Raw genomic sequence first — 24,172 nt, forward strand, 5'->3', positions numbered from 1 at the left:
AGCGAAAGGACATTTATGAATGGATTAATACAAAAACTTTTCCCTGTTGGAACAAAAAGCCTATTGTTTGGAGTTCATCAGTTTTTATGGCATCCATATACCGTATACCGTGCTTGGTGTCATCTATATGGCAGGCCAACCTGGAAAGAGAGTGTATGTATAGTTATTCATGACTGGGGATATTGGAATAAAAAAGATATGGATGGAGAAGGAGGGGTAATTCACCCGGAGTGTGGAGCCAAAATTGCAGGTTTTCTCTTTGGTAATGAATATTATAACCTGGTTTTATTTCATAGTAGACATTACGCCAGAAAGAAAGACAAATATCCAAGTAAATTATGCTGGGCAGACAAGCTTTCCATTCTTTATGAGCCTTCCTGGTTTTATTTGTTGCGTGCAAAATTAAGTGGAGAATTAACGGAATATAGAAATAACAGTATGGAGTTTCCAAAAACAAAATCAGATTTGGAATGGTTTCATTGGATTAAAAAACAATTGATCTTGCTTGCTGAGACAAAAAAGGCGGATAGCATCCCCTATCAAAAGAGTCATTTATAAGGGGTGATTATGTGATAAGGTTTGAAAATGTTTCGAAAACTTATAAAATTCCGTTGCCGAGATCGGGTTTACTTGGAAAATCAGCAGACTTCTTCTTTCCTAAATTTAAAAATAAAAATGCAGTTAATAATGTTAGCTTTGAGATTGCTCCAGGTGAAATCGTTGGTTTTATAGGTCCAAATGGGGCCGGCAAATCCACTTCTATTAAAATGTTATGTGGCATCTTAAATCCCTCATCGGGGTCAGTAACAATAAATGGTTTAAACCCTACACAGAACCGGAAAAAGATTGTGAACCAAATAGGAGCGGTGTTTGGTCATCGGACACAACTTTGGTGGGATCTTCCTCTCATTGATTCGTTGAAATTGAACCAGAAGCTGTATGGAATATCTGACCAGGATTTTAAAGCACGCTTAAGTAATTTTTATGAAATATTTGATCTGAAACAGTTTATTAACACACCTGTAAGAAAGCTGAGTTTAGGACAGAGAGTTCGTTCGGATCTAGTGGCATCACTTATTCACTCGCCAAAAATATTGTTTTTGGATGAACCAACAATTGGATTGGATATATTTGCAAAGCAAGCAATTCGTGACTTGATATTATCTGTAAACAGAGAGTATGGAGTCACAATTATTTTAACCACACATGATTTTTTGGACATTGAGAAGACATGTAATCGACTAATGATTATTGAACAAGGTAAATTAATTTACGATGGAACCATGGGTTATCTCAAAAGTAAGTATACCAAAAATAGAACATTAATAATTGAATTAGATGAAGCATCCGATTCGACAGGGCTTACATTGCCATTCACTGAAATAGAGAGAATAGATAATAAATTAATAGTTACGTATGACCATGAGAAATCGAATGCATCATTGATTATTACGCAAGTAGCACAGGAGCTATTAATAAAAGATGTTGTCGTCGAAGAGCCTAAGATAGAAGATGTCATCAAACAAATCTATTCCGCTAAATCAATGCAATTTTGAGCAAAAATAGATTAACTCAGTATAGGAGAAAAGAAAGTGAACGATTTAGACTATCTTCATGACTTTTTATCATTATCGGAATGTCTCACCGGTTTTGAACAGTATGATCTTCAGGGAAGCGGTATGCATAAAATTTACTTTGATTATATCTTGGAAAATGCTTCGAACTTTTCTGATCTACTGGATAATTGGCGTATAATCCAGAAACCGCAAGATTTCCCTGAAAACTATAAACGTTTGGAGAAAACAATTTTAAAGCATGAACAATATGAAATACTCGCTAAAAAAATAATTATGTTGTGGTATACCGGAAGTTGGTATAAGAATCAGGACTCCTCATTTATTTTATCAGCAGAATCATATAGGGAAGGTCTAATGTGGAAGGCGATTGGTAGCCGAGCAATGGGTGGAAAACCATTAGGATTTGGAGCCTGGGCCCGTTTACCTGAGGAAGCTTAAGGGGGAGATTCTAATGGGGTTATTCGAATACACAGATTTAAATGATCGTGTCTATGATGTAGTTGTTGTTGGCGGTGGCATTTCGGGTGCAATAATAGCTAAACAATTGGCTAAAAATGGATCGAGCGTTTTAATCTTGGAATCTGGAACAAGCACAAATTTTAAACAATATGATAAGAGCCTTGATCAATTTTACAGAAGTAATATTAAGGTGCCTAACTCCGCTTATCCTAATAATCCTAATTCGCCTCAACCAGATGTACTTGATGTTGGAGATGAATCAGGAAGAGGTTATTTTATTCAGAAGGGGCCTTCTCCATTCAGAAGTGACTACACTCGTACTTTAGGTGGTACCACCTTGCATTGGCTGGGAACGAGCTTGAGAATGTACCCCGAAGATTTTAAATTAAAAAAAAATTATGGTGTTGGCCTGGATTGGCCAATAGAGTACGAGGAGTTAAAGCCATATTACAATATGGCTGAAAAAGAAATAGGTGTCTCCGCTGAGGTAGAGGATCAAAAGGAATTAGCATTATTAACAGGGATAACGGATGAGTTATTTGATCATGGCTATGTATATCCTATGCATCGCATACCGCAAAGCTATTTGGATAAATATTTTAAAAATGGATTAAAAGATACAACTATAGCATTCGAGGACAAACCATACCCCATTCGTGTCACTAGCACGCCTCAAGGTCGAAACAGCATACCTAATATGAATTATGCTTCAAAGGAAGGCTTTAAAACTAAAGGTTCTATAACAAATCATAATCAAGGACATAGATGTCAAGGTTATGCCAGCTGCATACCTATTTGCCCTTCTTTTGCCAAATATAACGCTTTAAAAACGATAAACGATGCAATAAAAATTGGCAAAGTCGATGTAATTACGCAGGCAGTGGCAACTAAGATCAACGTTGAGAGTGATGGAAAAGTAAGGGAGATCGAATACAAAGCATATGTCAGCCCGGAATCACCAGCATATCGTGTTTGTAAAGCTAGGGGTAAAATTTTTGTTTTAGCAGCTCATGTGGTAGAAAATGTGAAAATAATGATTAATTCCGGGCTGGGTGGTGAAAAAATAGGTAAGTATTTAATGGATCACCCTTTTATGCTTACTTGGGGCTTAGCTAATGACAATCTAGGAACGTTCAGGGGCCCTAGTTCTACTTCAGGTATTGAGACTTTACGCTGGGGCCCGTTTAGGAAAAGACGAAGTGCTTTCCGAATTGAAATCGCAAATTGGGGTTGGAATTGGGTAAAGGGTGATCCACTTCGTTTAATATATGATTTGGTCTATTCTAATAATCTTTTCGGAAAAGTGCTAAGAGGAAATGCTCATAACATTGCTCAAAGACAAGTATTGCTGGGTTTTATGTTGGAACAACCAGCTGAGGAAGAGAACTATATTACGATAGATCCTGTAAAAAAAGATGCAATTGGAAACCCGTACCCTGTTATTCATTATCAAATTAGTGATTATCTAAAAGCAGGTATGGAAGAAGCAGCAAGAACATCGAAGCATATTTATAGCGAGCTTAATATTCAAGACCATACAAGGTACTCACCTCATGAACCAGGATACGTCAAGTATAAAGAAAAAGGATATGTTTATTATGGTGCAGGCCATTTTGCGGGTGGACATATTATGGGGACATCCTGTCGTAATTCAGTTGTTAACCCAGAGCAAAGGGTTTGGGGGCACGATAACTTGTATATGGTAGGATGCGGAAATATGCCCTCTATTGGCACTGCAAATCCAACATTAACGATGGCTGCTTTAACTTTCATGGCTGCAGATAATATTATAAAAAAACTAAAATATATTGATTCCTAAAGGGAGGGGTATTCAATGAAACAAAAAACAGAGAAATTACCAAATAGAATAAATTCAGTCGAAGAGTTGAAATGTTTATTACAGATTGCCCTTGAGCTAGAGCATGCAACCATTCCACCCTATTTATATGCAATGTATTCAATCATGCCTGGCTCCAATGAAGAAGCATTTGAAACAATACGTACAGTCGTTGTTGAAGAAATGTTACATATGATCCAGGTCGCAAATATATTGAATGCTATCGGCGGACAACCACAAATTGGGCATGAAGGGTTTATTCCTCGTTATCCTTTTGAATTGCCTATCCTTAATAACAACAAAAAAATAAGACTGGATCTTAGAAAATTTTCACCGGAGGCGGTTGAAAATTTTATTATGATTGAGCAGCCTTATGTAAAGAGGGAAAGTACACAACATTCAGCTCAAGAGTCGGGTCTATATCATTCTATAGGAGATTTGTACGAAGTAATAAGAGAAGCTTTACTGTTCCTTACAAGTGAGTTAGGTGAGAGTGGATTTTTCATTGGATGTCCAACTCGACAATTGACTAACGAGCATTATTACAACAGTGGGGGGGAAGTAGTTAAAGTTCTTGATTTACAAAGTGCTCTTTATGCACTGGATATTGTGGTAGAGCAAAGCCATGGAAATAGCAATTTAATCTCAGACGAACAGGGTGATGTTTCTCATTATTGCAGATTTAAAGAAATTAAATATGGCCGCCGTTATAAAGCTAAGGACACGATTCATGGAGAGCCCACGGGCAAAACATTTAAAGTGAGATGGGATCAGGTCTACTCTGCTGCACTTAATCCTCAAAGTGCTGATTTTGCTGAGCACCAGGATTTGGCCAAGGCATCAGAAGAATTTAACCATTTATATACAGCTCTTTTAAAACAGCTAGACTCAGTAGTAAATGGTAATCCGTCGCTATTAAGAGAGGCTATACTGATTATGTTTAATATTAGGGAAAAAGCGATTTTGTTAATGAAGAATTCATTTACAGGCCTTCATCCACTACCTGTGGGGCCGTCTTTTGAATATTTAAAGTAATAAGGAGATGAGCATATGAGCAAAAATAATCAAATGAGCAATTTAGGCAATAGTAATCTTCCATTAGTACCAGCACCATACCTATTACCATTTTATTACTCATCTTTAAGTATGTTCGAAGTCATTTTTCTAGTCGAGGAATCTGTTGTACATTCCTATCTTAAAAACACGGGTCTTAAACCGGTATTATTTGGTGATAAGGCGTGTGTAACTGTGAACTATCAAAATTACACCTCACAATTTTCAGATGGATCCTTTTCAACAAAAGAAATCGAGATGAGCATTGTATGTATTCCCGAGAAAGCAGTGGATTGCGTTTATAAATTGAGCTTTGAACAATTTATATTATTCGGAGAGAACAGCAACTCCATTGGTTATTATAGAATTCAAGTTCCTTGCGATAATGATAATGCCATCGCTGCGGGCCAAATGTTGTTTGGTGAACCAAAGTTTAAAGCCTCATTTGAATCATCTATTCATTCGTTAAATAGCGATTCTGAAAATCGTATATTCCGTTTCTCATGTTATGACGAATCTCCGGAAGAAATTTTCAATTTAACAGTTGATCTCGATAATTCGGTTGAGAAATTCGGTTTTATTTCGTCTTTTCATTATTATGGGCATTTAAATGGTAATCTAATTGCAAGTAATTGGAGTTTTAATCATCCTTTTCACTGTTATTTTTGGGAAGGGGAAAAAAATCATGTTCAGTTATCGTATGGAGCGAGTAATCATAAAATGAAAACAGATATGATGAAAATCGTTTCGAACCTGCCTGCAGCAGCTATTCGTACCTATCAATCTCCACCAGTTGCTATTCAGGGGAATGCTTACTATATTTAACAGGAGGTTTTTATGAAAGAGGAATTGGGCTTGTTATCCCCCTTCACATTAAGGGGACTTACACTAAAAAATCGTATTGTAATGCCCCCAATGTGTCAATATTCAGTGGCTACCAAAGATGGGATACCTAATGACTGGCACTATCACCATTATGTAAGCAGGGCAATCGGCGGGGCTGGGTTAATAATTATGGAGATGACGGCAGTTGAGCCTGATGGACGCACTACAAATTATGATTTGGGTTTATGGTCCGATTTTCATATTGCTAGTTATGCAAGAATAGTAGAGACATTGCAACAAAATGGAGCGAAAGTAGGAATTCAAATAGCCCATGCAGGTCGAAAGGCTGAAGATGCTTTGATTCCAGTAGCTCCGTCAGCAATTAAGTTTGATGGTCCGAATTTTAAGAAGCCTGCAGAATTATCAAAAGAGGAGATACATCGACTTATTGAATTGTATGCCACTGCGGTCAGGCGTGCAATTCAGGCAGGGGTAGATACTATCGAAATTCATGGTGCCCATGGATATTTAATTCATCAATTTATGTCCCCTCTCACCAACAAAAGAAATGACGAATATGGAGTGCATCCAGAACGGTTTGGCGTACAGGTTATTGAAGCAGTGAAATCAGAGTTGCCCAGCATTATGCCTCTTATCATGCGAGTATCTGCAGTGGAATATGCCGATGGAGGATATGACTTAAACGAGTTAATAGGTATATGTAAAAAATACAGAAATGCAGGCGTTGATATTTTCCATGTCAGTTCAGGTGGAGAAGGGGCTTTGCCAAATCGGTATCCTGCCTATCAGGTACCTTTTGCTAGAACATTGAAGGATAAATTGAGCATACCCGTTATAGCGGTGGGAGGTTTGGACACACCAGCGTTAGCACAAGCAGTTATCAAGAATAAAGAGGCTGATCTTATAGCAGTCGGCCGTGGTATGCTGAAAAATCCGTACTGGGCAATGAGTGCTGCCGAAGAACTGAATAATACTTTAAATATTCCGGTACAATATCAAGCAGCTTTTAACCAGTAAACTTTCTTTTAGCATTCAAGCATATGAAAGGAAGAAATAGATTAATGAAGTATTTATTTATTTCAATTACGGCATTCCGTAATCTATCAGCTTATAAAATAAACATGCTTATAGAGGTTTTTTTTACTATTATACAAACGACAATGCTTTATTATTTATGGGTCGCTGTGTATCAACAAAAGGAAATGGTAGGTGGATATTCATTTGATGAAATGATTCGTTACGTACTGATTGGGCAATTACTTGCCACTGTCTATTTTTTCTTTGTGGAGGATTTTATTTCATCCAAATTTCAAGACGGCTCAATTAGCCACTTCTTGTTAAAACCAATTTCGTTTCCGAACTATGTATTTTTTGATCGACTTGGAGAAACTTCATATCGTCTATTCATTTCAATCGTGCCATTATCTTTACTAATGATCTACATTTTTAACATTAATCTAAATATCGGACTATCAACTTGGTTCTATTTTTTTATTAGTGTAGCAATAGCATGGGTTACTTTTTTTTGTATTCAATTTTTAATTGGTTTATTGGTTGTATTTACGATTAATTCGACTGGGGTCTGGCGATTTAGAAATTTTATGGTGTTAGCTCTGTCAGGTGCCTGGGTACCTCTAGATATGTATCCGAAATTTTTAAAGGGAATTGTCATGAATTTGCCGCTCAGGTCTTTATATTATGTTCCTCTCAGTATTATCAATAATAAAACAACGAACGAAGAAACCGCATCCTTATTAAGTGGTTTTTTGCAATACTGTGGATTTTCTACACGGGGCAGTCTATTAGCGGATATGTTAATTTGGCTTCTGCTGCTCATGATATTATGTTCTTTATGCTGGAATAAGGCGAAAAACTATATTGTTGTACAGGGTGGCTGATAATGATTCAGTATGTAAAGATCTATTATTATATTTTCAGATTAAATATATCTCGAGCCGCTCAATACAGGGCCGATTTCTTATTAGAGCTTCTTGCCAGTATGCTCGAAACTTTTTTGAATTTGTTTTTTATAGACATTATCTTCAGTAATATCAATGAATTAAATTCTTGGAATCACGCAGAAATGCTGTTCTTATATTCAATGTGGCTGTTGGGGTTTTCACTATATGAAATGTTCATTCAAAATGTAGAGCGTTTGCCTGATATTGTAAGACGTGGTGATTTGGATGTTATCATGCTTAAACCGACAAGTCCGTTATTTTATATCTCCACAATAAAATTTAATTATTCAGCCATTAGCCGATTAATTATTGGTGTTGTTATCTTTATTTATGCTTATAATGAGGGCAATTTTTTGTGGGGCTTTAATGAGTGGCTGTGGCTTATTATACTTGTTATCTCTGCTAATCTATTAAATTTTGCTATATATGCCTCCGTAGTCAGTATCTCTTTCTGGCTTGGAAATATCCCTGCCATAAACGGAATAGTAGGAATATTTTGGCTATCTACCAGATATCCTATGGATATTTACCCAAAAGCTGTGAAATTTCTGTTTATGGCTATTCCTTTATCTTTCACAAGTTATTTTCCATCGTTATTTCTTCTGGATAAAGAAAATGGAAATTATGGTCTGCTAACGCCTCTTCTAGCTGTGGTCTGGCTATTGATTTCTATCTATCTTTGGAAAAGGGGAATTAATAGATATTCTGGCACCGGCACATAATACTAATAAACGGTTGGGAGTTTAAGAGATGATTAAAACACTTCCTGTCAATACCAATATACCAACGTATACAAATGACAATCATGCACTCGCGCTTTCTATTTTAACAACAGACCCTTCCTATAAAAACTGGTTTTATAATAATTTTATCCAGCTGTTTGCATATGAAGAAAATGAGGAGTGTCACATTGATTTTTATGTGCCAGGTTGGAGCTACGAGGTTTTAATAAGATGCCCTCACATCAGGCCAACAATGTACTTGAAAAACTTACTGAGTGATATAAGATTTAATAACCCTGTTGCTTTAATAATTGCTTCCATTGATGAAAATCAATATATATATACGTTATGGAATAAATTTACGCCAGCTATTTTCTTTGGTTATAACAATGATGAGAAAACCTTTAAGCTATTAATAAACAACCATACACTCGAAATCGTTGAAGTTGGTTATGAAGAAATGATGGAACCTATGCATATACTCTATGCATTCCAGTATGATAAAAACGAAAGGGATATTGATATTTCTTTAATACGGGATTTACTACATGATTATTTGTATTCTTATAATTCTTCAATACGGGTAAGGGGAATTAATTTTGGAAATTCACAAGAAGGAAGTTTTGGGCTTGATGTTTATAATCAAGTAAGTGCAAGGTTATTTGTTTCAAATAATAAGCAAAACCAGCATATGGTAAGAACTTTAATGGAGCACAAATATATGTTATTAGCACGTATTGAGTTAATGACTTCATTGTTGAGTTTATCTTTAGAGCATTTTGAAAAATACAAAGAAATTTTGGAAATGACAGCTGCATTGAACAATATATTTCATCACTCTATTTCAGAGGCGCAAATTGAAAAAGCACAGAAATTAATAGTTGAGATCAAAGCGCAAGAATCAGAAGTGCTCTATCATTTAATAAAATGTGTAGACGAAAGGTTAAATGGAGGTGTTTTTCATGGGTCTTCATAAACAAAAAACATTACCGCTTAATGAACCTGAGTTTAGAGGATACTTGTATTATGCATACAATTTGATTGCTCTATCTAATTGCGGGAATTATAAAGAATGGATTAATAGTAATTTTATTCAGATTAATTGTGATAGTAATTATTTAATGGGGTTTTGCGGAACTATTTGGGATTCTGTAAAGCATGAATGTCTAACTAAAAAGATGCTTCTTAAGCTGTACCCCGACATAACAAGTTTTTTTACACAATGTATTGAGAGCGGATATTATATTTATACTTGTATTGATGAATTCTACATACCAGGTAAGAAGACTTACCAACAAGAATCGCTTTATCATGAAATTATGTTATGTGGGTATGATGAAGCTACACAAACGTATCAATCAATAGGCTATAATCAAGATATGATTTTTACCAAAAATAAAGTGAATTATGATGATCTTCGGGATGCTTTCTTAAATACTGATGTCGATGAAACGGTGGTCACGTTGCTACCAACCACAAATCTTAATAGCTATAAAATGAATATAGATGATATAAGAGATTTATTGGATGACTATGTAAATAGTAAAAACTCTCTGCAAAGATTAAACTTGCAGTTTATTGATTTTTATATTCCAAAGTTAAAGGAGAAAGAAGTAAGAAATGAACAGGTCTATGGACTTGATGTGTATATGTTATTAATTGATTATTTTAATCGGCTGGCGCAAGGCGAGGTGTACTGGGATTCTAGGCAGCTTCATCTGTTATGGGAGCATAAAGTAAGTATGAAGAATCGATTTGAGTATTTTTATCAGAAAGGTTACTTATCCTCCATGAGTTATTCTAATGCATATAGCGAAATCGAGAATAAATTTCTAATTCTTCGAAACATGCAACTTAAATATAAGCTCTCAGGAGAAAAAAGGATTATTACAAAAATTATAGATGAACTTGAACTAACTAGATTAAAAGAAAAGGATATTATATCAAAGGTAGTAAATGAATTAGGCTTGCCCTAAATTCAGAAAATGAGATATCGCTGACTGCAAAAATCTTGCTTTGGACAGAGTGGTATTTAACTATCCTTATAGCTATAGTCGTAAACTTTAAGCTAGAGGAGAAATAAGTTTGATATAATATATCAAATTAATATAAGGGTAGGTGATGAGCTGTGGATATATATAATTATTTATTAGCTGCATTTGAAGAGGCGGAGCTTGCTAAACAAGAGGGCACATTCCCAATAGGTGCCATTTTAGTCGACAATAGTACTGGGTTAATTATTGCAAGAGAGCGAAATAGAGTGTTCTCGCACTGTGATACAACTGGCCATGCTGAAGTTAATTTAATACGAGCTGCCTCAAATCTATTAATAGACACGAGTACTAAACGGTTTGTTGATAACAATTTTACGATTTACTCTACTTGTGAACCCTGCCCAATGTGCACATGTACTATTTTATTGTCGAACATAAAACAGGTCATATGGGCGGCAAATGATAATACTTTTGGGGCTACAAGGAAGTTCAAAGAAGGACCTTACTTTAGTGAATATTTTGAAAAAATTTCATATTTAGCAGTACCATATCCCGAGCTTGAGTTAAAGCAGAGGAGAATGTTGGCCGATTTTTACACTAGTAGAGGCTATATCGATACAGAATGGCATAAAGAATTAGTGTGACTTTTACTTGCTGTTAAAAATATTGATGCATTGTTTTTCTATGTAAATATCAACAACATTAGAGTGCCTCCTCATCACTCTGTCTTATACAAGCATCCAGTTCATCAATCAGACCATGAATAAATAGCACATTTTTGTTTTCTGCGATATATTTAAAATGCTAAAGCTTCTATATACAGACATAGATAGGGGAAACACCAAAATGAACAGCATAGAATCTCTTGAAGCTTTGATTACCATGGTTCCTATCTTTAAAGCGGCAGTTCCTGCGGAATTATCGATTGCTATTTGTGATACAGAAAAATTTATTGCTTATTGGGCTGGCGAAAATATTGATTTGCACATACGTGTTGGCCAATCGTTGCATCACGAGGAACCGCTAATGCATGCGATTCGGAATAATGTAGCGCTAAGGGCAGAAGTTCCTGCCACCTTTTATGGTTTTGAATTTATTGGGACGGCAACACCGCTTCATGATTCCAAAGGCAATGTAATCGGAGGAATAGCAATTCAGCTTCGAAAACAGAGCGAATTAATAGCCATTGCGGACCAAATTTCATTTTCATTATCGCAAGCTAACAATCAGCTCTCGCAAGTTGCAGATAGCTCGCTTACACTGGCTGAGTCTGCCCAGCAGCTTCTTTCCCTCTCCCATCAGACGGTAGAGCAGGTAGATGAAGCGGGTAAAGTTGTAGCAATTGTCAGAAAAGTAGCGGACCAGACGAACTTATTAGGCATTAATGCGGCGATTGAAGCAGCACATGCAGGGGATCGAGGAAAAGGATTCGGCATTGTAGCGGGCGAGATACGGAAATTGTCCAATGAGACGGTTGCCTCAACAAACGCGATTCAGCATACTCTGAAAACATTCGAAGAGGCAATAAACGGCATGCGTTTATCTATTGAAAGTATGACATCCATCGTGGATCAGCAGGCTATATCTTCCCGGCAGGTTTTGACCTTTATTGAAGAGGTTCATCGCATGTCGGAGCAGCTTAATCAATTCGCAAAGAAGTTATAACCCATCATCATGAAAAAGAGCAGAGCACCGTATCAGGTGCTCTTTTTGCTTTCTAATGCTCCGAAGAAGCATATATCTTTTCAAGGTAAGCTATAGAAGCTTGCTCGGCTTCTTCTTTTAAAACGAGTGTATCCGATTGTTGACGCAAGCGTTTATATAAATCGATTGTGCTTTTTAATGCATGGTAGCAGCTTTCGAAATGGTGCGAAGGAATCGTCTTTTTTAGTTGTCTATTTCATTGATGCCATACTGTTCCAATTTTCTAACGCCTCTAGGAAGCTGCCCGTTTTTCATTAATACCAACGGACCTAAGACAGCGCTGCGAATAAAGGTTAGATGGTCGATTAATTCAAACCATTCTCCTCTTCCTAGCTTCGCTGCGCCGTAATGAACCCACACCCAGAAACGGTCCTCTATCCATTGGGCATCCGGGTACGGATGAGAGGGAGCGGTTTTTTCAAAAATGTGACTGATTTCCTGATCCTTTTCCCATAAAATAAGAGGGTTTTCGATTCGAATTTCAAGCTCTTCCAATGTGACGAATTTAAGATCGACATGCAGCGCTTCTGGCCCGTATAAGCAAATCACCACGCGAGGCTCTCCGACATGTTCACCTGTAAATCCAGACAGCAGCTTGCCCAAGCCTTCAGCGATGAGAAGCCGTTGATTCATCATCTGCTCCTGGTAGGCTGAGTCGTAAACGATGATTAGGTCTAGATCGCTATACTCATCCATCGTATTCGTCATCATGGAGCCGCCGGCAAGAAGGCCGCGAACTCGTTGATCTTGACTGAGTTTTTCCTTTGCTTGATTGAGGAATCGTTTGTGCACAGGTAAAAACATAGCAAACACCCCTTATAATATGACCCATCAAAATGGGTATTACGCCAACTTATCATCTCGAATATCCTTTGTCAATTCATAGAGGTTGAGTGAGGGAGAAAAAAGTGGACAATTTGTATCCGTTTACATTATAATCAATTTAATTCCATATTTTGATAGGGGGTGGTTTGGGGCTTTTTCTGAGCAGACGTTTCTAAGAACGGGGAAAAAGCTTGAAGCCTTATTGGCGTGCTAATCTATCAAAAGAAATGGAGGGAGAATGAAATGAAGAAAACATTGTATTCCGCTATTATGCTAACGCTGTTATCAGGATCGATTGCGGGTGCCGCCTGGGCGGATAATTACGAGTCGAATGATACTTTAAGCACAGCGTATAAAATTCCAACGCAAACGGTGGCTACTCCCTATGGCCCGTCATACTGGGGGGGAAGCGCTTGGTCCTATTTATCATCCCCGACAGATGTGGACTACTTTACATTCAGAGGGCATGGCAAATCTGTCGTGTTAGGTTCTCCTTCCGGCTATGATTACGATTTATACGCCTATGACAGTGCAGGGAATTTGGTAGCTTCTTCTACGAATACGTCAGGAACGGATACGGTTCTTGTCGACTACGATAATGTATATTTTAAAGTAATAAGCAAAGATGGACGCTACAGCGACACGGCAGCTTACAGCGTAACCTTTTACAAAAGGGATGTTTGGGTACCGTGACCAGCCAGTCATTGTAAAATAACGGTAGACATTATGGACTTAATTGCTCCTGTCTCCACTATTAGAAACTCTACAGCCTCCTTGAGGTTGTAGAGTTTTTATTATTTTAAGCAAATAGCCTGCATATTTTCGTTGCGCCTGTTCCTTTCGTAAAAACAAAAAACGACATACTATTTACAAAAATGGTATTAATGTATAAAATATCCATAGAAGCGAAAGCTTCAGTACGTCGCTTATCCCGTAGAGTCTGAAAGATTAGGATAGAATGTCCCCACGATTAGTTGATTGGAATTTTATTGGAGGTGGAATACTTGGCACGTGTATTAGTGGTAATGATGCCTGCAGAAGGGCATATCAATCCCTCATTGGGATTGATCAAGGAGCTGGTAGAGAACGGCGATGAAGTCGTCTATTGTTGTACGGAGAAATACCGGACGAAGATTGAACAGATCGGTGTGCAATTTAGAGCTTACTCGTTCAACGAGGCAACCCTGATGAATAACCCTGATATGAAGCCTTTTGAAATCAAGCATCCCTATCAATTTATATATATGATTTTAAAACATATTATTCAGCGATTTATTCCGGATGTTCTGAAGCTGACTGAAAATGAAACCTATGATTATATCATTTTTGACTCCTTAATAGGCTGGGGAGGACAAATTTTAGGTGAAAAGCTGGGTATACCAACGGTTTGCTCGACGACTACCTTTGTTTTTGTAGAGCTGCTTGGATCGGGCAATAAACTGGACGATGACGATGATGAGGTCAAGGAGCTTTATAACGGCATCATGGAATTGTCGCAGCAACTAGCTGCCCAGTTTAATGTGGCTGCCCCTTCCTTGGATGAACTTGCCGGACATCCAGGACAATTGAAGATTGTCTATACAAGCCGTTATTTTCAACCGATGGGTGACACGCTGGATGACAGCTTTGTGTTCACCGGCCCATCTATTATAACGCGCAAGGATGCGCCAGCCTTTGCCTATGAGCCGCTTCATGCTCCTTATAAACAGACGGTTTACATTTCGATGGGAACGATTTTAAATAAAGACCTTGATTTTTATAAGCTCTGCTTTACCGCTTTTCATGATTTGCCTGTACAGTTTATATTATCATCGGGGAAAGATACCGATTTAGAGCCAGTGGCAGATCTCATTCCTGACAATTTCATCATAAGGCCCTATGTTCCCCAGCTGGAAGTGCTGCAGCGTGTAGATGCTTTTCTGACACATGCGGGCATGAACAGTACAAGCGAAGCCTTGTATTATAATGTGCCATTGATTATGCTCCCATTAACCTCTGATCAGCCTCGTGTAGCAAGCCGCGTGAAGGAGCTGGGAGCGGGAGTAATCGTGGATAAGAACAACCTCACGCCCGAGGTGCTGAGGAACGCTGTATTAGAGGTGCTCGGCAATGCCTCCTACCGGGAGCAGGCTGGCGTGATTGGCGAAACGCTGCGCGAGGCTGGTGGATATAAGCAGGCGGCTGCTGCCATTGGGAGCTTTTTGGGCAATCGGCGGTTATCGACCGCAGCCAGCTCTTCGCTTGAATAAATAAAGCTATTAAAAGAGCACGGTATCAGGTGCTCTTTTTTGCGTTTTAATGGATGTTGATGGTAATTTAGGAGAGCCCTTAGGTAAAATCCAAATCACTACTACAATTCAGGGATATTTTACTATAAAAACTCCGTTATATATGGTAAAGTGAGTATCATTACACTTAAAGGAATAAGCTGCAGATTATGAACCCACCATGTCTTACGAAAACGGAGTGAGAGAGTATGAATTTTAAAAAAATGGTTTTGTTGTTTATGGTGTTTATTATGTTTGCCGGAGGACTAGAGTCTTGGACAGGGACGGCGAGTGCCTATACCCCGTTTGAGTATCGGCAAAACGATTACCTCGTTAATATCCTGGAAGATGGAGACGGACAAAACCGCGTATTTAAATTCGAGACTCCCAATAAAATTACGGCCAGTAATACCAAGCTGCGTCTGTTTATCAATGCCAGAGAAATTGAACCTGAGGAATATACGGTTGATTATGAGAGCTACACCATTACCCTTAATAAAGCACCTTATCCGGGATCAGAGCTTTCAATAAAATACGCAATCATTCCGACCTATGAATGGAAAGAAGGGATTTCGGGAGGGTCTTATATAGGAATTGCTCTCTCCTATGGGGATGATTCAACAAGGGTTTTTAAACTAACTACAAAATATATTATAAATTCGAGTAAAAAAGTCGTTCTCAAAATAGACGGAAACAAGGTTCCCAACTCGGAGTTCACTTTTAACCATGAGAATTATACCATTACCATATTAGCAAAACGCCAGGCACCTAGAGCTGATGAGGAAATATACTTTTATTTCCCTGAAACTTCAATCGCGGGTACCCAATCATCCTCTGGTGGGACAATAGAGGAGCCGATATCTGGCGGGACAACAGAGCAGCCTGCTTCTGGAGGAACGACGGTGAATCCTCCATCTGGAGAAACAGGGGAGAGTCCTGTCTCGGGTGGTACTGGATCTACAGGTACAGAGGCTGAACCAGAATTTCAACTGCTTGGGGGCGAAAGCTACCCTGGCTCTATTACGCTGAACAAAAATTATACGCTTACGGTTAAAATAACCATTCAGGCTAAACAACCAGCCTACACTTCCTATTTAATGGTCAAAAATGCAAGTGGTGAGGTCGTTAAGCGAATCAGAGTTAAAGCCGGCAGTACTTCAACCTATTCACTGAGGAAGATTGGACTGCCTTCAGGCGGATATTATGTTTATTTGAAAACCATTAATCAATCAGGTGGATTGGCAGCTTCTCTACCTATATTCGTTCCGATTAACAATGAAGCTAAACATATTAAAGTGTTTATTTCAGGATATATGCAAGCTTATGCACAAGCTCCAGTGAATACAAATGGGAATGTACTCGTTCCGTTCAGGTCCATTTTTGAATCGCTGGGGGCAAAAGTGGAATGGGACAGCACCACTCAAACCGTTACGGCAACGAAAGAAGGAAAAACCATCGTATTAACGATTGGCTCCAACATTGCCTATGTGAACGGTGTGGCTATAACTTTGAGCGCAGCACCGCAACTAATCAATGGAACCACAATGGTTCCTGTTCGATTCGTTAGCGAGGCACTAGGGGGATTGGTAGAGTGGAACGTGGCAGCTAATTCAGTTGTTGTATTTCAGAGTGAGCCGATTATCTCTACAACTGTAGAAAGTGAGAAGGAGGCGGAATCTGACGCGACTAGTTCTTCGCCTATTTTAACAAAAATATCGAAAGGCATTACCGCTCCTACGGATATTGTTTTTGTCATAGACGTTACAGGCAGTATGGGAGGGGTCATCGATTATATAAAAGAAACGGTTAAAAGTTTTGTGGATTCTGTTCCAGCCGGCTCCAATTTTGCAATTGTTGCTTATCGGGATATTAATTATGTTGATCAAAACAAAAATCTAGAATTTTATTCTTTTACCAACAATAAAAACGAGTTAAAGACTAATTTAGATCAATTAAAAGCTGCCGGAGGAGGGGACGAGCCTGAGTCGGGACTCGATGCTATTTATATGGCAATGAACAAGCTATCGGGCAGAACGAATGCCAAAAGGATCATCTTTATAACGGATGCCTCTGTTCACGATAAAGGCACCACGTCAGCAAAATCCAGCTTCACTCTTAAGCAGGTAATTGCCGAGCTGAAAACGAATAAGGTTGTCCTAGATGCAATAGCTCCAAAAAGCGGATCAGCCTATAAGCAAATTATTCAGCTTGTGAATAGTAATAAGGGCAAGCTGTACGATATCGATGATGCTAGTACTATACTGTTAAACAAATAAGTTTTATTCCATATTTGGGCTTGATGGTTGAGGCCAAACAAACAATTGTAGCGGCAAGAGGTGCGCAGCCTACTTGGAACTGCCATACTTGATGAGGCAGCGTGTAAGAGCTGTTCTACACCTTTTTGCAAGGTTCAAATAAACGGAAAAATGATATAATAATAACGAATGGAGCTGATGCCGATGGATTTGTTGGACCCGCGTGTGGATTTTGTATTCAAACGGATATTTGGAAGTGAAAACAATAAAGATGTGTTGTTAGCTTTTCTGAACAGTATATTTATTGAAGCTGGAGAAACTCCGCTGACTGAAATTATTCTTATGAATCCGTATACGGATAAAGACGATCCACTCGATAAACAGTCCATTTTTGATGTTTATGCCAAGACCTCGGAAGGCAAACTAATTGATATCGAGATGCAGCTTTTCAATAAGTACGACATAGAGAAACGAACCCTGTTTTATTGGAGCAAACGGTATGCGAGTCAACTCAGTGAGGGCGATAAATATCCGGAGCTTAAGAAATGCGTGACGATCAACATTTTAAACTATTCGTTCCTGAAGAACGATCAATACCATAATGTGTTTCATCTGCGTGAAGATAAGACAGGAATAGCCTTAATTGACGATATTGAGGTTCATTTCTTAGAACTGCCTAAGCTGAGTGAGCGAATCGTTCCATCAGAGGGCGGGTTGATTAATTGGCTGCTGTTTTTGAAAGGGGCCCATACATCACAATGGGAGGTGCTGAAAATGAATGAGCCGAGCTTGGAGAAGGCGATGGATACGCTGCAATATTTGAGCCAGGATTCAGAAGCCAGACGATTATACGAGGCCAGACAGAAGTATTTGCATGATGAAGCATCCATGATGGAAAGCGCGATGCAGGCGGGCATGAAGGCGGGCATGAAGGCAGGCATGGAGGAAGGTATGAAGGAAGGTATGAAGGCGGGTAAGGAGGCAGGCCTACAAGAGGGTATGAAGACGGGCATTAGGGAAGTGGCAGAAAATATGTTGCGCCTGAATCTGGACATTGCAACGATATCCAAAGCTACGGGTTTAACGGAGCAGGAGATTGCCAATTTAATAAAGTAAATAAAGATTGTTCTTGAAGGCTGTTTCCCTAGTTCTAGATTTTGAGCCTAATTCAACATGAAAAATGCAGTGCGCATCCTTTTGGGTGCGCACTATTTGTAGTTGCACATTCATATAAAAGGGGAATGAGCGGGTAGGGCCTCCCGCAAATTTAAACCGGGGTCCTCAAACAATTAATGACTTCTAATTGACGTTTACAGCGTAACCTATTAGACTGATGGTACATAACGATTATTATATTTTACATAACAAAAATAACAAGTATTTTGCGTTCAACAGCTATCACTAATTTAACCTATACGTGGATAGGGATCGAATTGCTTTTTGGAAGCTGGCTTTGGATAGATCTTGACCAAGGTGACTGGGGTGAGTGACCAGTGTGAAAAAGAAAGGCGGTGTTTTTATGACAAGTAGGCAGTCTTTATTAGAAGTAATTGCAGTGGATGAGGCAGACGCGAAAGCGGCAGAAGCGGGTGGTGCGGATCGCATCGAGCTGGTTTGCGCTATGTCGGAAGGCGGGCTCACGCCTAGCTTCGGTATTATCGAGCAAGTAGTTTCCAGTGTTTCGATTCCAGTGTACGTTATGATTCGGCCGCATAGCCGATCGTTCTGCTACAACGAGGACGACAGGAAGGCAATGAAAAGAGATATTCATATAGCTCGCGATCTAGGAGCATCCGGCATCGTTATAGGTGCTTTGACAGCTAAGGGCGAAGCGGATCTAGCGCTGCTGCAGGAGTGCTTGGCTGAAGCTCAAGAATTAGGCGTTACTTTTCACCGGGCGATTGATGAGAGTGCTAGCCTGACCCAAACGTTAGACGCCATAAGCGCTTTTTCCCAGATTGAACGGGTACTCACATCGGGTGGCAAGAGCACTGCCTTAGAGGCAATGAACGAATTAAAGGAACTATCCAAACGAGGTGGGGAACGCAACGTTGCAGTAATGGCCGGAGCAGGGTTGATCTTAGATAAAATCCATCCTTTCGTCCTGCATACAGGCGTTACGGAATTGCATTTTGGTTCAGGAGTGCGCCGCGATGGCAGCTTTCACTCACCTGTTGATTCGAATTTAGTAGCAAAAGCAAAGCAGCACCTTGTAAACGCAGCGAAAGAGCTTCACAACTTTTAATTCCCTAATCATAGAACAAGAGGTGATGCGGTTATGCAGATTATGGCACCACATTTGGTAGAGGAATATAGAGGCGGCACGCTTGAAAATATTCATCACGGTCACATTTGCGGAATCGATGATCAGGGTAAGGTCATTTATCGTGTGGGCGACCCGGAATGGGTGTCCTATATGCGCTCTGCGGCCAAGCCTTTTCAGGCAATTCCAGCCTTTATACATGGCGTTCCTGATACTTACAGCTTGACGGAACCAGAAAAAACACTGATGACAGCCTCGCACCGTGCTGAGCCTTATCAGGTAGAAGCGCTGGAAGCGATGCTTTCCAAAATAGGAATAGAGGAACGTTGTCTGATTTGCTCCGAAACGTATCCTTTAAGTATGCAAGCACGCGATACGCTCCTGCTCCATAGTCAGCCGCCGCGTCGTCTGTATCACAATTGCTCAGGCAAGCATTTAGGCGTGCTCGCGTTATGCCAAGCAAAGGGATATCCACTAGAGGGATATGCGGACCCGGAGCACCCAGCGCAGAGAGAGATTTTACAGACAATCGCTGAATTCTCAGGGGCGAAAGTGGAAGAAATCCAGCTGGGCACGGATGGCTGCGGCTTTCCGGTGTTTGCGCTGCCCCTGCGGCAAATAGCGGCCATGTTCCTAAAGCTTGCTTGCCCGGATTTGCTGGAAGATCAGCGAACGCGAGAGGCAGCTGGGCAAGTAGGAAGGCTGATGAACGAAAACCATAATATGGTTTCGGCCCCTTGGTTCATATGCTCCAATCTGTTAAAGGATAGCAATATCGTGGCGAAGGGCGGTGCCAAAGGCATCTATGGGTTCGCGCTTCGCAAGGAAAGAGTGGCGTTCGCTTTGAAGGTGCTGGACGGCTCTGAGGAGGAATGGGCGCTCATTATTGCTTCCATTTTGGAGCAGATAAATTATAGCAATCGCGTTACAATTGACTTAATGTACCAGCTTGCGTCGCGGGAGCTTAAAAACGACAGCGGCCTTCTAGTAGGCACCAATAAAGCGGTATTTCAACTGAATCGAGTCGAGAAAGGTAGGCGGTCCCAATGAACCAAGCGCAGTGGGTAGAATCGGCGGCAAGCGTGTCGCCGTCAGAACGTCAGCTTAAATGGCAGTCACTGGAGTTTTATGCGTTTATTCATTTTACGGTAAACACCTTTACGGATCAGGAATGGGGCCTCGGCAATGAGGACCCGGCGATTTTTGACCCGACGGAGCTTAATGCTGATCAATGGGTAGAGGCTTGCAAATCCGCTGGGATGCGGGGGTTAATTTTAACCTGCAAGCATCACGATGGTTTCTGCCTATGGCCTAGCAAGTATACGGATCATACGGTAGCGGCAAGCCCTTGGAAAAAGGGTTCCGGCGATTTGGTGCGGGAAGTAGCCGAGGCATGCCGAAAGGGCGGAATCCAGTTCGGTGTCTATTTGTCGCCATGGGACCGGCATGAAGCCTCCTATGGAGATTCGGAGCGTTATAATGAATTTTTCAAAAATCAGCTCAGAGAGCTGTTGACGAATTATGGAGATATTTTTTGCGTGTGGTTTGACGGTGCATGCGGGGAAGGGCCTAATGGCAAAAGGCAGGTGTATGATTGGGACGGCTACTATGCGGTCATTCGCGAGCTGCAGCCCAATGCTGTTATTTCTGTCTGCGGCCCCGATGTGCGCTGGTGCGGCAATGAAGCAGGGCATACAAGGGCTTCAGAATGGAGCGTCGTCCCGGCCCATTTGCAGGATAATGAAAAAATTCAAGAGCAATCGCAGCAAGCGGATGATCGCGAGTTTGCAACCCGAATCAATTCGCAGGAAAGTGATCTAGGCAGCAGAGAGATCGTCAAGCAGTACGACGAATTAATCTGGTACCCAGCGGAAGTGAATACATCGATTCGACCCGGCTGGTTTTACCATGAAGCTGAGGATGATCAGGTGAAATCGCTGGAAGAGCTTCTAGGCATTTATAATGGCTCGGTTGGCGGCAATGCGACCTTCCTGCTGAATCTTCCACCGGATAAGCGCGGTCTTGTTCATGAGCATGATATACAGCGCTTACAGCAGCTCGGCGACGCTTTGCGCAGCACCTTTGCGCATAATTTGGCAGCACAAGAGCAGGTGGAAATACGAGCATCGGAAACCAAGGACGACAATCACGCGGCATCACAGCTGTTGAACGATGATTCGGATACGTTCTGGTGTCCTCGCGAAGGGACGGAGCAAGCTTGGATAGAGCTGGATTTGCAGGAAGAGCAGCGCTTTGACCGAATCGTGCTCAAGGAGCATATTAAGACGGGACAACGAATTGAACGTTTTCAGGTGGAATACCTTGATGGGGAAGACTGGAAGCTTTTATATGAAGGAACGGTTGTTGGCTATAAGCGCATTTGCTGCTTCGAACCGATAATCGCGAGGAAAATTCGTCTCACCGTGCAACGATCGAGATGGTGTCCTACTTTGTCTGGGCTGGGTGTTCATTTGAGCAATCAAGGGGAGGCTGTTTAATGGCGATTTTTGAATGCAGGCAATCTCAGTTTTTTTATGATGAAAAACCGATACAGCTTTTATCAGGAGCTCTGCATTATTTTAGAATCGTCCCCGAATATTGGACCGACCGGCTGCAAAAGCTGAAAGCTTGCGGCTTCAATACCGTAGAAACCTATGTGCCGTGGAATTTTCATGAGCCCAAGCCAGGACAGTTCCGTTTTGATGGCATGGCGGATTTGGAGCGTTTTATTCAGACAGCAGGGGAGATGGGTTTGCTCGTAATTGTGCGAGCAAGCCCCTTCATTTGCGCGGAATGGGAGTTTGGCGGATTGCCTGCATGGCTGCTGGCGGATGGCGAGGTTAAGCTTCGCTGCTATAACGAGAAATTTCTGGAGCGGGTGGACGCTTATTACGATGTGCTGCTGCCCAAATTACAGCCGCTCCTATGTACAAACGGCGGGCCAATTATTGCGCTGCAAATTGAAAATGAATACGGAAGCTATGGCAACGACGCCAGCTATTTGGAATATTTGCGTCAAGCTATGGTTCGTCGCGGGATGAATGTATTGCTGTTCACCTCTGATGGGCCTACTGACTCTTTGCTGCAAGGCGGATCGGTGGCGGGACAGCTTTCTACTGTGAATTTTGGCTCCGGCGTGAAGGGGGCCTTTTTGAAGTTGCGTGAATATCAGGCAGACCAGCCTGTCATGTGCATGGAATATTGGATTGGCTGGTTCGATCATTGGGGAGAGCAGCACCATACTAGAGATGCAGGCGATGTGGCGAGCGTATTCGAGGAAATGCTGGAGGAGAAGGCTTCGGTCAACTTCTACATGTTCCATGGCGGAACGAACTTCGGTTTCTATAATGGTGCGAACTGCCAGCAGAAGGATCAATATGAGCCGACGATTACGAGCTATGATTATGACTCGCTCTTAAGCGAATCGGGTGATCTGACAGATAAATTTTATGCGGTGCGAGCTGTCATCGACCGCTATATGAATCTTGGGGAGCTCAAGCTGCCAGAGCCTATTGGCAGAAGGGCATACGGTCAGGTGGAAATGACGGAGCAGGCAGAATTGCTCTCGCAGTTAGATCGGCTGTCTGCGCCGATTCGCCGAACGAATCCCGAACCGATGGAGAAGCTCGGTCAGGATTATGGATTCATTTTATACCAGACAACGATATCGGGGCCGAGGGAAAAACAGGAGCTTGTCGTGCAGGAGGTACGCGATCGTGCGCTAGTATTTGTGGATGGAAAGCTGGAAGGTGTGCTGGAGCGCGGCAATCAGGAGCAGACGGTGTCGTTCGAGGTGCCAGCAGAAGGGGCCGAAATTGCGATTCTCGTTGAAAATATGGGGCGGATCAATTATGGCCCGTATCTCAGAGACCCGAAGGGCATTACGGAGGGCGTCCGCTTTGGCTTTCAATTTTTATATGACTGGACGATCCATTGTCTGCCGCTTGATGATTTATCGCCTTTGCAATTTGCGGCTGAGATCACCGATGCCTTCGCTAGCACTAATTTCAGCTCTAGTGACAACGCTAGTACCAGCACTAAAACCAGTAACAGCACTGCCGCTGCGCAGACGTCTCCTGCTTTTTACCGTGGGACTCTTCAGGTAGACGATGTGCAGGATACATTCCTGCGGCTGGAAGGCTGGACGAAGGGCGTTGCCTTCGTAAACGGGTTCAATCTGGGAAGATATTGGGACAAAGGGCCGCAGCAAACGCTGTATGTGCCAGCACCGCTTTTACGCCAGGGTGAAAATGTCATTGTTCTATTCGAGCTGCATGGAACGGCCAATCGGAGCGTAACGTTTGTAGATACCCCGGATTTGGGCGGCTAGACTGGAAAATAGAATAGTAGACGATTATTGCGAATTGTGTAATAACCGGGAAAAGGGTATACGTTGGTGTGAGGATACA

The 24,172-nt window shown here is 41.0% G+C and carries 22 protein-coding genes; 21 read left to right on the forward strand and 1 reads right to left on the reverse strand.

Annotated elements, in window-relative coordinates:
* Positions 1 to 15: 15 nt before the first annotated feature.
* The 13 genes from AC6B99_RS16205 to AC6B99_RS16265 all read left to right on the forward strand — a co-directional run bounded on the left by AC6B99_RS16205 (position 16) and on the right by AC6B99_RS16265 (position 12,114).
* Positions 16 to 558 carry a hypothetical protein gene (locus tag AC6B99_RS16205; protein ID WP_496663735.1) on the forward strand — a complete coding sequence of 181 codons (543 nt, stop codon included), beginning with the start codon at positions 16 to 18 and terminating at the stop codon, positions 556 to 558.
* Between the two features lie 11 nt (positions 559 to 569).
* Positions 570 to 1,556: an ABC transporter ATP-binding protein gene (locus AC6B99_RS16210; protein WP_496663736.1), complete on the forward strand. Its 987-nt coding sequence runs from the start codon at positions 570 to 572 to the stop codon at positions 1,554 to 1,556.
* Positions 1,557 to 1,592: 36 nt separating this feature from the next.
* Entirely contained in the window at positions 1,593 to 2,015 is a 423-nt protein-coding gene (locus tag AC6B99_RS16215) for a sugar dehydrogenase complex small subunit (RefSeq protein WP_496663737.1), read from the forward strand.
* A gap of 13 nt (positions 2,016 to 2,028) precedes the next feature.
* Positions 2,029 to 3,855, forward strand: a complete 1,827-nt coding sequence (locus tag AC6B99_RS16220) for a GMC oxidoreductase (RefSeq protein ID WP_496663738.1) — start codon at positions 2,029 to 2,031, stop codon at positions 3,853 to 3,855.
* Positions 3,856 to 3,870: 15 nt separating this feature from the next.
* The gene (locus AC6B99_RS16225; protein ID WP_496663739.1) at positions 3,871 to 4,908 is read left to right on the forward strand and encodes a ferritin-like domain-containing protein; all 1,038 of its coding nucleotides are present in this window, start codon (positions 3,871 to 3,873) and stop codon (positions 4,906 to 4,908) included.
* A gap of 15 nt (positions 4,909 to 4,923) precedes the next feature.
* Positions 4,924 to 5,751, forward strand: a complete 828-nt coding sequence (locus AC6B99_RS16230; RefSeq protein ID WP_496663740.1) for an acetoacetate decarboxylase family protein — start codon at positions 4,924 to 4,926, stop codon at positions 5,749 to 5,751.
* A gap of 12 nt (positions 5,752 to 5,763) precedes the next feature.
* The gene (locus tag AC6B99_RS16235) at positions 5,764 to 6,789 is read left to right on the forward strand and encodes an NADH:flavin oxidoreductase/NADH oxidase (RefSeq protein WP_496663741.1); all 1,026 of its coding nucleotides are present in this window, start codon (positions 5,764 to 5,766) and stop codon (positions 6,787 to 6,789) included.
* A gap of 44 nt (positions 6,790 to 6,833) precedes the next feature.
* Positions 6,834 to 7,670 (forward strand): ABC transporter permease, encoded by an 837-nt coding sequence (locus tag AC6B99_RS16240; protein ID WP_496663742.1) that lies wholly within the window; start codon positions 6,834 to 6,836, stop codon positions 7,668 to 7,670.
* A gap of 2 nt (positions 7,671 to 7,672) precedes the next feature.
* On the forward strand, positions 7,673 to 8,455 hold the full coding sequence (locus tag AC6B99_RS16245) for an ABC transporter permease (protein WP_496663743.1): 783 nt from the start codon (positions 7,673 to 7,675) through the stop codon (positions 8,453 to 8,455).
* Positions 8,456 to 8,483: 28 nt separating this feature from the next.
* Positions 8,484 to 9,431, forward strand: coding sequence for a hypothetical protein (locus AC6B99_RS16250; RefSeq protein WP_496663744.1), 948 nt, complete (start codon positions 8,484 to 8,486; stop codon positions 9,429 to 9,431).
* Entirely contained in the window at positions 9,418 to 10,431 is a 1,014-nt protein-coding gene (locus tag AC6B99_RS16255) for a hypothetical protein (protein ID WP_496663745.1), read from the forward strand. Before AC6B99_RS16250 ends, AC6B99_RS16255 begins: the two co-directional genes overlap by 14 nt.
* 152 nt (positions 10,432 to 10,583) lie before the next feature.
* Positions 10,584 to 11,093: a nucleoside deaminase gene (locus tag AC6B99_RS16260; RefSeq protein ID WP_496663746.1), complete on the forward strand. Its 510-nt coding sequence runs from the start codon at positions 10,584 to 10,586 to the stop codon at positions 11,091 to 11,093.
* 202 nt (positions 11,094 to 11,295) lie between these two features.
* Positions 11,296 to 12,114, forward strand: a complete 819-nt coding sequence (locus AC6B99_RS16265) for a methyl-accepting chemotaxis protein (RefSeq protein ID WP_496663747.1) — start codon at positions 11,296 to 11,298, stop codon at positions 12,112 to 12,114.
* 222 nt (positions 12,115 to 12,336) lie between these two features.
* Here the strand turns inward: AC6B99_RS16265 and AC6B99_RS16270 are convergent, their stop codons facing one another.
* Positions 12,337 to 12,957 carry a nucleotidyltransferase domain-containing protein gene (locus AC6B99_RS16270; protein WP_496663748.1) on the reverse strand — a complete coding sequence of 207 codons (621 nt, stop codon included), beginning with the start codon at positions 12,955 to 12,957 and terminating at the stop codon, positions 12,337 to 12,339.
* 264 nt (positions 12,958 to 13,221) lie between these two features.
* Between AC6B99_RS16270 and AC6B99_RS16275 the strand changes: the two genes are divergently transcribed.
* From AC6B99_RS16275 to AC6B99_RS16310, 8 genes are all read left to right on the forward strand, one after another.
* On the forward strand, positions 13,222 to 13,671 hold the full coding sequence (locus tag AC6B99_RS16275) for a hypothetical protein (RefSeq protein ID WP_056032426.1): 450 nt from the start codon (positions 13,222 to 13,224) through the stop codon (positions 13,669 to 13,671).
* 311 nt (positions 13,672 to 13,982) lie between these two features.
* Entirely contained in the window at positions 13,983 to 15,227 is a 1,245-nt protein-coding gene (locus AC6B99_RS16280) for a macrolide family glycosyltransferase (protein WP_496663749.1), read from the forward strand.
* Between the two features lie 227 nt (positions 15,228 to 15,454).
* Entirely contained in the window at positions 15,455 to 17,521 is a 2,067-nt protein-coding gene (locus tag AC6B99_RS16285) for a stalk domain-containing protein (RefSeq protein ID WP_056032421.1), read from the forward strand.
* Positions 17,522 to 17,704: 183 nt separating this feature from the next.
* Positions 17,705 to 18,616 carry an Rpn family recombination-promoting nuclease/putative transposase gene (locus AC6B99_RS16290; protein WP_494863589.1) on the forward strand — a complete coding sequence of 304 codons (912 nt, stop codon included), beginning with the start codon at positions 17,705 to 17,707 and terminating at the stop codon, positions 18,614 to 18,616.
* 403 nt (positions 18,617 to 19,019) lie between these two features.
* Positions 19,020 to 19,745, forward strand: coding sequence for a copper homeostasis protein CutC (locus tag AC6B99_RS16295; protein ID WP_496663750.1), 726 nt, complete (start codon positions 19,020 to 19,022; stop codon positions 19,743 to 19,745).
* A gap of 33 nt (positions 19,746 to 19,778) precedes the next feature.
* A complete protein-coding gene (locus AC6B99_RS16300) occupies positions 19,779 to 20,813 on the forward strand; it encodes an asparaginase (RefSeq protein ID WP_056032412.1) in 1,035 nt (344 codons plus the stop codon).
* On the forward strand, positions 20,810 to 22,261 hold the full coding sequence (locus tag AC6B99_RS16305) for an alpha-L-fucosidase (RefSeq protein WP_496663751.1): 1,452 nt from the start codon (positions 20,810 to 20,812) through the stop codon (positions 22,259 to 22,261). The genes AC6B99_RS16300 and AC6B99_RS16305 overlap by 4 nt, the downstream gene beginning before the upstream one ends.
* Entirely contained in the window at positions 22,261 to 24,093 is a 1,833-nt protein-coding gene (locus tag AC6B99_RS16310) for a glycoside hydrolase family 35 protein (RefSeq protein ID WP_496663752.1), read from the forward strand. Before AC6B99_RS16305 ends, AC6B99_RS16310 begins: the two co-directional genes overlap by 1 nt.
* Positions 24,094 to 24,172: the final 79 nt, after the last annotated feature.

It is taken from the genome of Paenibacillus liaoningensis, from assembly GCF_059609455.1.